This window comes from Pseudomonas sp. P5_A2_2, assembly GCF_054177685.1.
In genome coordinates this window covers 1-10,034 of the sequence record NZ_JBGCUL010000102.1, presented here as the reverse complement: position 1 = coordinate 10,034, position 10,034 = coordinate 1, and the positions used below count along the sequence as shown (strand labels likewise).

General features: G+C 58.6%; 11 protein-coding genes and 1 pseudogene. 10 read left to right on the top strand and 2 right to left on the bottom strand.

Annotated features, from left to right (window positions below; all coding sequences use genetic code 11):
* The 4 genes and pseudogenes from ACXRVY_RS09945 to cyoE all read left to right on the top strand — a co-directional run.
* A pseudogene (locus ACXRVY_RS09945) lies at positions 1-307 on the top strand (cytochrome o ubiquinol oxidase subunit I); the annotation flags it as partial.
* A 3-nt stretch (positions 308-310) separates the two neighbouring features.
* Positions 311-937 (top strand): cytochrome o ubiquinol oxidase subunit III, encoded by a 627-nt coding sequence (locus ACXRVY_RS09940; RefSeq protein WP_223460105.1) that lies wholly within the window; start codon positions 311-313, stop codon positions 935-937.
* Positions 938-1,285 (top strand): cytochrome o ubiquinol oxidase subunit IV, encoded by a 348-nt coding sequence (cyoD, locus tag ACXRVY_RS09935; RefSeq protein WP_458237324.1) that lies wholly within the window; start codon positions 938-940, stop codon positions 1,283-1,285.
* A gap of 11 nt (positions 1,286-1,296) precedes the next feature.
* Positions 1,297-2,184, top strand: coding sequence for a heme o synthase (cyoE, locus tag ACXRVY_RS09930; protein ID WP_223459108.1), 888 nt, complete (start codon positions 1,297-1,299; stop codon positions 2,182-2,184).
* Positions 2,185-2,532: 348 nt separating this feature from the next.
* Here cyoE and ACXRVY_RS09925 read toward each other — a convergent pair whose 3' ends face one another.
* Both ACXRVY_RS09925 and ACXRVY_RS09920 read right to left on the bottom strand, forming a co-directional pair.
* Entirely contained in the window at positions 2,533-2,811 is a 279-nt protein-coding gene (locus ACXRVY_RS09925; RefSeq protein ID WP_223460107.1) for a DUF3077 domain-containing protein, read from the bottom strand.
* Between the two features lie 420 nt (positions 2,812-3,231).
* Positions 3,232-4,650 carry an aminotransferase-like domain-containing protein gene (locus ACXRVY_RS09920; RefSeq protein ID WP_223460109.1) on the bottom strand — a complete coding sequence of 473 codons (1,419 nt, stop codon included), beginning with the start codon at positions 4,648-4,650 and terminating at the stop codon, positions 3,232-3,234.
* Between the two features lie 151 nt (positions 4,651-4,801).
* Here ACXRVY_RS09920 and ACXRVY_RS09915 point away from each other — a divergent pair, with 151 nt between their 5' ends.
* The 6 genes from ACXRVY_RS09915 to ACXRVY_RS09890 form a co-directional block, all read left to right on the top strand.
* On the top strand, positions 4,802-5,902 hold the full coding sequence (locus ACXRVY_RS09915) for a hypothetical protein (protein ID WP_458237323.1): 1,101 nt from the start codon (positions 4,802-4,804) through the stop codon (positions 5,900-5,902).
* Positions 5,903-5,944: 42 nt separating this feature from the next.
* The gene (locus ACXRVY_RS09910) at positions 5,945-7,225 is read left to right on the top strand and encodes an ATP-grasp domain-containing protein (protein WP_223460113.1); all 1,281 of its coding nucleotides are present in this window, start codon (positions 5,945-5,947) and stop codon (positions 7,223-7,225) included.
* Between the two features lie 61 nt (positions 7,226-7,286).
* Positions 7,287-7,781, top strand: a complete 495-nt coding sequence (locus ACXRVY_RS09905) for a RidA family protein (protein WP_218429393.1) — start codon at positions 7,287-7,289, stop codon at positions 7,779-7,781.
* Positions 7,782-7,864: 83 nt separating this feature from the next.
* Entirely contained in the window at positions 7,865-8,350 is a 486-nt protein-coding gene (locus ACXRVY_RS09900) for a cupin domain-containing protein (RefSeq protein ID WP_223460115.1), read from the top strand.
* A 210-nt stretch (positions 8,351-8,560) separates the two neighbouring features.
* Positions 8,561-9,205: a glutathione transferase gene (gene yfcF / locus ACXRVY_RS09895; protein WP_218429395.1), complete on the top strand. Its 645-nt coding sequence runs from the start codon at positions 8,561-8,563 to the stop codon at positions 9,203-9,205.
* Positions 9,206-9,237: 32 nt separating this feature from the next.
* On the top strand, positions 9,238-10,034 hold a 797-nt coding region (locus ACXRVY_RS09890), incomplete at its 3' end, for a KamA family radical SAM protein (RefSeq protein ID WP_458237322.1).

Here is a 10,034-nt window from a genome sequence, read left to right as displayed (position 1 = left end):
GTACAAGGCCCCGGCCAAGTACGAGCCGATCCACATGCCAAACAACACCGCCACCGGTGTGGTCATGGGCGCACTGTTGACCGTGTTCGGTTTCGCGATGATCTGGCACATCTGGTGGCTGGCGATCGCTGGCCTGGCCGGCACCGTGATCTACTTCGTGATCCACGCGGCCCGTGATGATCAAGGCTATATGGTGCCGGTCGACGTGATCGAGCGCATCGAAGCCGAGCAGCACAAGCGTCTGGTAGCGGCAGGGAAAATCCCGGCCACCGCCACCCGTGTTGAAACCTCGTTGGAACAGGCTTAAACCATGTCGAACTTAGTGACCAATGCTGGACACACCCATGTCGATGGACATGGGCATGATGACCATCACCACGACTCGGGCGAGATGACCGTATACGGTTTCTGGCTCTACCTGATGACCGACTGCATTCTGTTTGCGTCGATCTTCGCGGCGTACGCGGTACTGGTTAACAACGTAGCGGGTGGCCCGTCGGGCCACGACATCTTCGAACTGCCATACGTACTGGGCGAAACCGCTCTGCTGCTGTTCAGTTCGATCACCTACGGCTTCGCCATGCTGGCGTTCTTCCGCGGCAACAAGAAGCAGGTCCTGGGCTGGCTGGCCATGACCTTCCTGTTCGGTGCCGGCTTCATCGGCATGGAGATCAACGAGTTCCACATGCTGATCTCCGAAGGCTACGGCCCTAGCCGCAGCGGCTTCCTGTCCGGGTTCTTCACCCTGGTCGGCACCCACGGTCTGCACGTGACCAGCGGTCTGATCTGGATGGCGATCATGATGTATCAGGTGCAGAAAAACGGCCTGACGGCGACCAACAAGACCCGTCTGAGCTGCCTGAGCCTGTTCTGGCACTTCCTGGACGTCGTGTGGATCTGCGTATTCACCGTTGTTTATCTGATGGGGACTATGTAAATGGCTAACGCAGCTCATTCCCAAAATGGCCATGACAGCCACGACGCCGGTCACGGCAGCGTCAAGTCCTACGGCATCGGTTTCATCCTGTCGGTGATCCTGACCCTGATTCCGTTCGGTCTGGTGATGTACCCGACGCTGCCGAAGTCGATCACCCTGATGATCGTCGTAGCGATGGCCRTCATCCAGGTGCTGGTGCACCTGGTGTACTTCCTGCACCTGGACCGTTCGGCCGCGCAACGAAACAACGTGATTGCGTTTGTCTTCGCCGCGATCGTGATCGTCCTGCTGGTTGGCCTGTCGTTGTGGATCATGTTCAGCATCCACACGTTCATGATGGCGAAGTGAGGTAAGTCCGCATGTCCCTCAAGCACTTTATCCAAATCACCAAACCGGGGATCATTTTCGGTAACGTGCTTTCTGTGGCAGGCGGATTTTTCCTGGCCTCCAAAGGGCATGTCGATCTGGCCATCTTCCTGGCCGCCATGATCGGCACGTCCCTGGTGGTTGCCTCCGGTTGCGTGTTCAACAACTGCATCGACCGCGACATCGACCTGAAGATGGAGCGCACCAAGAACCGGGTGCTGGTCCAGGGCTTGATCTCCCTGAAACTGGCCCTGATCTATGCGACCGTCCTGGGTGTCGCCGGCGTTGCCCTGTTGTACAAGGTGGCCAACCCGTTGGCCGCGCTGTTCGCAGTCATCGGCTTCGTGATCTATGTCGGCTTCTACAGCCTGTACCTCAAGCGCAAGTCGGTTCACGGCACGCTGGTGGGCAGTCTGTCGGGCGCCATGCCGCCGGTGATTGGTTACGTCGCGGTGAGCAACACCTTCGACATGGCCGCATTGACCCTGCTGGTGATGTTCAGCCTGTGGCAGATGCCGCATTCCTACGCCATCGCGATCTTCCGCTTCAACGATTACCTGGCCGCATCGATTCCGGTGCTGCCAGTGAAGCGCGGCATCCAGGTGGCCAAGAAGCACATCCTGATCTACATCCTGGCCTTCCTCGTGGCGACCTTGATGCTGACCTTCAGCGGCTACGCCGGCATGAGCTACCTCGCGGTCGCCGCGGCCATGGGCATGTACTGGCTGTACATGGCCTGGACCGGCTACAAGGCAGTGGATGACACGGTCTGGGCACGCAAGCTGTTCGTGTTCTCGATCTTCACCATTACCGCGTTGAGCGTGATGATGTCCCTGGACTTCAAAGTGCCGAGCGAGTTGCTGCTGACGTACGCGCCTTAAGCGTCGGATGCTGTAAAGAAAAGCCCCGCCTTCGAGAGAAGAACGGGGCTTTTTGTTGGGTGCTTTCTGCTGGACCGAGTTGCCGCCATCGCGAGCAGGCTCACTCCTACATTGGATTGAGTGCACACCGATCCCTGTAGGAGCGAGCCTGCTCGCGATGGCGGCGACGCGGACTAACAGGCGGATTCGATATCTGTCCGCTTAAGAAAAAATTGAGAAAATCCCGAAATATTAAGATTTTCTTGGCCCGCTTAAGAAAAAGTGCGCGGTCAGACCCAATATTGGGATTAGTGCGCCTGTCTGTGAACTGAAAGCCCCGCATTCAAAAGAATCGCGGGGCTTTTTCATTTACGTGCGGTTGTTACACGGTGCATTGAGCACCTTCACCACGTCGTCGATGATTGCTTTGCTCATGTCCTGCAAAAAATGCGAGGCCCAGGCGTGTCGGTCGGACTCGCGAACCATGGCGGCGTCTGAGGCGAGCAGTTTGGCGAGGTGGAGCAGGTCGGAGGCGTGGGAGAGGGCGTTGATGACCGGGACACCGGCGTTGATGCGAAACAGTGGTTCGTTAGCGAGGTAGGAGAAAGGGGTGAGGCCGATGGTTTTCAGGTCTTGGGGATTGGTCATTGAACAACTCCTATATTTCAGTGGAGCTGCTGCATTCGTTCTCAGGCGAATGGGTGGCAGCTATGCGCAGGCTGAGAACCGGGAAATATAGAAACCGGCAGACCCGAAGGTCTCCCACGCACAGCCGCCATTGCACGAACTCAGATCAAAAAGTCTGTAATCGTGTTTCGACATTGAGGCACCGATATATTACCCGGGTTCTCAGGCCCGGTCGCTGAATTGGCAGCGACGGGTCGAAGTTAGCGTGTGGCTATCGGAATGCACAATCGTGGCCTTGTGCTGGTCGGTATGTGTTTGGACACCGCAAACCCCTGTAGGAGCGAGCCTGCTCGCGATGGCGGTGTGTCTGGCGACATTGATGCTGGATGTGACGGCCTCATCGCGAGCAGGCTCGCTCCTACAGGGATAGGCGGTGGTCGATTATTTTTGGGACTTGTCCAGCAATCGGAAAAACCTTTCCCGCACCTGCACATGATCACTGTGCGCCACGTTGAACCTGAGAAACTGATTGGCATCCGCCGCCTTGCTGAGCAAGGTTCCCGGTGCCAGTACCAGGTCTATTTCCAGACCCTTTCTGGCCAGGCACTCGGCTTTGAACCCCTCTGGCAATCGCGTCCAGATGTACAACCCTTCCCCCGGTAACGACGACACCGAACACCCGGCCTCGCTCAGCCACGCGGCCACCCGGCTGTTCGACTCGTAGAGCCGGTCCACCGTGCGGCGCATGTGTTTGGCGTAGCTGCCGTCGCTGAGCATGGTGCAGATAATCTGCTCGGCCATTTCCGAGGTCATGCCGCCGCAGGCCATTTTCAGCGTCACCATCCGCGCCGCCAGCAGCGGTGACAGCACCGCGAAGCTGACGCGGCTGTTGGCGGTCAGGGTCTTGGAGAACCCGGAGATGTAAGAGACATTGTCCAGCCCGCTTGCGGCCAGGCGCGGCGTCCGGCGTTGCTGCATGTCGCAGTACAAATCGTCTTCGAGAATGTGGAAATTGTAGCGATGGCTCAGCTCCACCAAGCGGTAAACCTGCGCCGAGGTGAACGAGTGCCCGGTCGGGTTGTGCAGGGCATTGTTGGTCATGTAGAGCACGGGACGATGGGCGATCAGCAATTGCTCGAACGCGTCCAGGTCCATGCCGTCGCAGTCGCGGCGGATGGTGATGACCTTGGCGCCATGCCAGGCCAGATTGGTGTGCATCGTGAAGTAACACGGATCGTCGAGCAGCACTGTGTCGCCGGGTTTGACCAGCAGCCGCATCAGCATGTCGATGGCTTGTACGGTGTTGGCGGTGGTGATGATCTGTTCCACCGGCGCCTCGATGCCCAAGGTCGACATCTTGACCCGCAAGGCCTGGCGCAATGGCAGGTAACCGCTGGCGTTGCCGTATTCACCCATGCGTAAGGTTGTCGCGCGAAGAGTGCCGCGCACGGCTTTGAGCAATTCTTCGGCAGGCAGCCACGAGGACGGCAAAAAACCAGCCCCCGGTCGCAGCGCACCATTGTCCAGCAGCACCGCGCGGCGGACCACGCTGAGGGTGTCTTGCGGGAGCAGGTCCGGCCCGGCGTTGGCCGGCAGGGTGGTGCTGGAGCGGTGCACGTAGTGCCCGGAACCCTGGCGTGAAACCACCAGGCCCTTGGCCCGCAAGCGGTCCAGGGCGTCGACCACCGTGGACTTGCCCACGTGCATCAAGTCGGAGAGTTCGCGAATCGGCGGCAGCCTGGAGCCGTGGGGCAGGCCGCCCTGACTGATCGCCACCGTTAATTGATCGACGATCTGCTGGACCAGCGGCACACCCGGCTGGAACTCGATAGCGGCGATCACTGCTCGCTGAGCCTGCATTTTACTGGTCTCTCCGGCAGTAAAGTTCGTTTGATTCTATACGAACTTGCTCTGACCAAGACAAGCATCTCTTTCTACTATCGCTTTGGAGTGTTTTCGGATTGTCGACCTGTTGCCGGTCGTTCAGTCGCCAAGGTTCATGAGGTGCTGCATGAGTTTAGAAACGACCGCCGTCGTGGCGAAACCGGTGATCAACCTGCGGTTGTTCACCATTCGAATCATCACGGCCGTGGCGCTGTTCGCGGTGTTGGGCAAGGCCAACGTCTGGCTCGATACCGCCACCAACAGCATTCTGGCCCTGGGGTATCGGGCCTTGTTGTTACTGCTGCCGCTGACGTTGCTGGTACTCGGTCGCCGCTCCTTGAGTGTCACGCTGCTGTGTGCCGCCATGGGCCTGGTGCTGCTGGCGGTCACCCGCAACCAGGGCGTCGTCATGTTTGCCGCGGCGCTGTTTGCCTACGGCATCGCGATTGCCGGTTACCTGATCAAGAGCGAAGCGGCGCAGACCAAGGAAGGCGCGGCCTATAACCGCGTGGCCATGAACATGGGCAGCCTGTTGGCTGGCTTGATCCTGCTATCGCCGCTATTGACCCCAACCATGTTTTTTCTCGGCGCCGCCGGTTTTGTCCTGCTGTGCCTGCCCATCGCCATGGGGGCGACTTTCACCACCGAAGCCGCGGTGGCACGCCCGGCCAGCCAGGAAGGCAGCGGCTGGCGCAACAAACTGCCGTGGGTGATCGCCGGCGTCATCATGGGCATCAAGCTGTTTGGGGTGTTCTCGATCCTGCCGCAAGCGATCCTGCTCAAGACCGGCGAGTTGCCGGCCTGGTACGGCCTGATGCTGATCCTCAACAGCGCCGTGGTGGTATTCGCGCAAGTGCCGGTGATGAAACTGATCGAGAGCACCGGGCGCTTCAAGGTGTTGACGGTCATCGGGATCATCRTCGGCGGTTTTGCGGTGCTGTCTTCACCGGCTGCGTTCCACGTCGAAACCCTGGTCGGCGCACTGGTCTGGGTGGCGCTGCTGTCCATTGCCGAGTGCGCGTTCAGTCACCTCGATTACTTCTCGGTCAAGCAGAACAACATGTTCGTCAAGGAAGTGTCTTTGGGCGTCGGCGCCGGATTGACCGTGTTGATCATGCGGGTCATGCCGCCTCCCTACAACGCGCTGGTGCTGGCAGCCATAGGTGCTGGCGGGATTCTGGTCTGGTACTGGCTCAACCGTAAATCAATCGTGTCGCTGCATGACTGAGTCATCGCCGTTTCGGTTTTCACTTTGCAAGTCGGGGGTTTTATGGATACGACTTCGTGCGTAGTAGTGGTGGGGTACAACGGCAGTCGGGTTCACGATATCCAGAAGCTGCGCGATCTGTGCAAGTCGCTGTACAACGCCAGGCTGATCCTGCTGGTCGAGCAGGTTCAGCCCCAGGACGATCAGGTCGCTGATCACGTTTGCAGTACATCGCTGGCCGAGAAAGACGTACCGGCCTCTCTCGAACTGGTGGTCGGTTGCCTGAATGCCGATTGCTGGAAACTGATCGGCGTGCTGCCGTTTTCGGATCGCGGCGTGCTGCTCGGTGCGGCGCTGGCCAGCCATTTCGGCCTGCCCGGCATTACCCCGGCCGAGGCGCGAGCGGGGTTGGACAAACAGGTTTTCCGCCAACTCGAAGCGACTGCCACTGCGGCACCCGAGGATTACCGGCCGATCGTTTCCACCCGGATCGAGAGCCTGCCGGAACTGCGTCAGCGCGTGATCGAACTGGGTGGCAAGGCGTTCATCAAGCCTGCCTGCGAAGGTGCCAGCCGCGGCTGCCGGGTCATTCGGCACCCATCCGAATGCGACGAGGCATGGCAGGCCCTCAAACCCTATCGCGAGGGCGGCATCGTGCTTGAAGAACTGATCCAGAACGCCCGTGAATACAGCTGGGACCATGTTGCGGGAAGTACCTGGATCACCGAAAAAACCACCACCGATGGCGCCTACCGCGCCGAGATCCAGCAAGTGGTGCCCGCGCCCTTGGCGGCGGACGCACAAGCGCGGCTGATGGCCGCCGGTCGACACATGGCGGGGCTGGTGTCGCAGGACAACGGAGCCTGGCACAACGAAGTTTTCCACAGGGCCAATCACCGCACTTCGGCCGTGGAAACCAACATGCGCCCCGGTGGCATGCACATCTGGGACCTGGCCCGTAAGGCGTTCATCGACTTCGACCCGTGGGAGCGCTGGGTCCGCTGGGCCGTGGAAGGCTACATCGCCAACCATGATCCAGTTCCACGCGGTTACTGCGGCATACGCCTGTTGCGAGCGAACACCGGCGGCATCCTGCGGGACATACCGGACATCCAGGCCCTGGCCCGGTCGCTGAACATCGAATTGGTGGAAGCGGTGCTGACCAAGCGCATTGGCGATTCGGTCAGCGCACTGGTGAAAGACAACTTCTCGTTCATCGGCCACATCGTGTTGTTCAACGAGCAGTACGAACGCCTCAGCCTGGACCTGACGCGTCTGGCCGAGGCCATTGAATCAAGGGTCGGGATCTCCAGCCTGGCAGCACCGGCGAGGGCTGTGGGCTGAGTCGTGGATCAAGCAGCAGCGATCGATGTTTTTTGCAGTATTGATCAAGAGGGTTACGTAAATGAATGCACACATGACCTGTGATGAGCGTTTCATCGCTCTGGCACGGGAATTCAACTATGACATCTACGGCGAGAACACCGCTGGCGGACATTACGCGCCGCTGATTCGTCATCACGATGAACTGTATATCAGCGGTCTGGTGCCGCGCATGAACGGCAAAATCCACTATCCGGGGCGGGTCGGACTGGACCTAGACATGGCGGATGCGCAAGCGGCCGCCAGTATCAGTGCGATGCGCGGATTGGCGCTGATCGTTGATGCCATTGGTTCGCTGGACAAGATCAAGTCGTTGATTCGGGTCACGGTGTATGTGAGATCCACGGAAGATTTTGTCGACCTCAGTGAAGTCGCCAATGGCGCATCGGATGTTTTCAGTCACGTACTGGGAGATGCCGGGAAACATACACGCACTACAGTCGGTGTTTATCAGTTGCCGAAAAATGCGGCGATTGAAGTTGATATGATCGTGGCGTTGCGACCGTCGGTGTTATAAATGAAGTTGTTCGGCTTTACACTGTTGAAGGGTTCGCCTAAGGTCGGGTAACTCAATTCGGCAGAATAAGTTGGAAGCAGAAGATGACTAACGTTCAGGGTGCGTTTTTTTCATATAAGGATTTTCGCCAGAGTCTGGATCGGCAGCCGATCAAACCTCGCGTATGGAAAGGCGCCGAACTTAGCGATATGCGCCAGATTCTTGAGGCCAGCGACGTCGATATTATTGCGCTGGCCCACGATAATACTCTCGAAGGTTGCCAACTGACGCCCGGCATGGCGGTGTCCATGCAATGGCTGGTGCCGGGTTCAACACTCGATGGTCATGCCCATGCCTGGTGGCATCTGTTCGTCATCCAGTGCGGCAGCGGCGTCTTGTCACTGGGCGATGCAGACGAGGTAATCGTCGGCCCCGGGGATGTATTGCTGGTACCGGCCTGGACCCGTCACGGCTTCGTCAACACCAGCGCCACCGAGCCGCTGGCAATGCTCAACCTCAGCAACATGCCGCAGATGGCATTGCTCTCCAACCACGCCGACAACGTTGGGCTGATCCCCCGCCCGCTGTAATTTCCTTTCTGCTGCACACCAGGGAGTCCGCATACGCTGACTCCCTTTTTTGGTTTTTGCGCACCTGAAAAATGCCCTCTGGCGATTTGACACTCTGATTTCTGTATCGATAGAAATAGATAATTTCTGTATCTGTTCAGCGCTTAAGCAACTTACTACGATCGCTTCACATGCAACGGATTAATGTGTTTAGTGCAAATGGAGTGTTCTATGGGAAGTGCGAAGTTAAAGCTGTATCTGGGGGCGGACTATGTCAGTGCCTTTGCCATGTCGGCTTTTGTGGCTTTAAAGGAAAAGCAACTTTCCTTTGATCTGGTAACGCTGGACTTGAAGTCGCGTGAAAACTATCTGGAAAGTTACCGCGATCTATCGCTGACGTGCAAAATTCCTGTGTTAGTTCACGAAGGTTTTGCGCTGTCGGAATCCTCAGCCATTGCCGAGTATCTGGAAGAACTCGCTCCTGCTTCAAAAAGAATTTACCCGCAAGACATCAAGCAGCGTGCCCGTGCCCGTCAACTGCAGGCCTGGCTGCGCAGCGATCTGCTGGTGGTGCGCAAAGAGCGTCCGTTTGATCTGGTGTATTTCGGCAAGAAGGACACGCCGCTGTCCGACGAAGCCCGGGCTGCTACCGACCGTCTGTTCCATGTGGCCGACCGTTTGCTGGAAGAGGGCGCCGAGCATCTGTTCGGTGACTGGAGCATTGCCGACACTGACCTTGCAATCATGCTCAACCGACTGGTTGCCAACGGCGATCCGGTGCCGGCACGGCTCGCGGCGTATGTGCGTCGCCAGTGGGATCGCGACAGCGTCCGGGCGTGGATGGACATAGAGCGCAAAGCGCCGGCCATCGCCTAACAACACTCAGGGCAATCACCAGGAGCGCGGCCATGCAAGGACTGTCGGAGCACGAACGCTACAAACCCTATAACTCGCGCACCATCCGCGACTCACCCTACTGGCACAAGCTGACGCCGGCATTGCAGGAGGCCATGACCGTGGTGGCCCGGGTCATGCCGTTTCGCACCAACGAATACGTGCTGGGCAAGCTGATCGACTGGAACAACATTCCGGACGATCCGGTTTTCCGCATGACCTTTCCCCACAAGGACATGTTGCTGCCGGAGGAGTATGCCTCGCTCAAGCAACTGATCGAGCTGGATGACAGCGCGGCGATCAAGCGTCGGATCGAGGCGATCTGGCGGCGCATGAACCCGCATCCGGCCGGGCAGTTGACCCACAACGGTGTCACCCTCAATGGCAAAGTCCTGCCGGGCATCCAGCACAAGTACCGCGAGACCGTGCTGTTTTTCCCTGGTGCCKGGCAGACTTGTCACGCGTACTGCACTTTCTGTTTTCGCTGGGCGCAGTTCATTGGCGAAGAAGAACTCAAGTTCAACGCCCGTGAATCCCGGGAGCTGGTCAATTACCTGAAGGTGCACACCGAAGTGACCGACGTGCTGATTACCGGCGGCGACCCGATGATCATGAACACCCGCTCGCTGGCCGGTTACATCGAGCCGCTGCTGGAGTTGCCACACCTGAAGAACATCCGCATCGGCACCAAATCCGTGGCGTACTGGCCGCAGCGTTTTGTCAGCGACCAGGATGCGCCCGAACTGCTGGAGCTGTTCCGACGCATCGTCGCGGCGGGGAAAAACCTGTCGATCATGGGTCACTACAACCA

Coding starts and splice junctions, on each gene's coding strand:
- ACXRVY_RS09910 (WP_223460113.1), top strand. CDS start 5,945: ATGGATACGACTTCGTGCGTAGTAGTGGTGGGGTACAACGGCAGTCGG.
- yfcF (WP_218429395.1), top strand. CDS start 8,561: ATGGGAAGTGCGAAGTTAAAGCTGTATCTGGGGGCGGACTATGTCAGT.
- ACXRVY_RS09920 (WP_223460109.1), bottom strand. CDS start 4,650: ATGCAGGCTCAGCGAGCAGTGATCGCCGCTATCGAGTTCCAGCCGGGT.
- ACXRVY_RS09940 (WP_223460105.1), top strand. CDS start 311: ATGTCGAACTTAGTGACCAATGCTGGACACACCCATGTCGATGGACAT.
- ACXRVY_RS09925 (WP_223460107.1), bottom strand. CDS start 2,811: ATGACCAATCCCCAAGACCTGAAAACCATCGGCCTCACCCCTTTCTCC.
- ACXRVY_RS09905 (WP_218429393.1), top strand. CDS start 7,287: ATGAATGCACACATGACCTGTGATGAGCGTTTCATCGCTCTGGCACGG.
- ACXRVY_RS09900 (WP_223460115.1), top strand. CDS start 7,865: ATGACTAACGTTCAGGGTGCGTTTTTTTCATATAAGGATTTTCGCCAG.
- cyoE (WP_223459108.1), top strand. CDS start 1,297: ATGTCCCTCAAGCACTTTATCCAAATCACCAAACCGGGGATCATTTTC.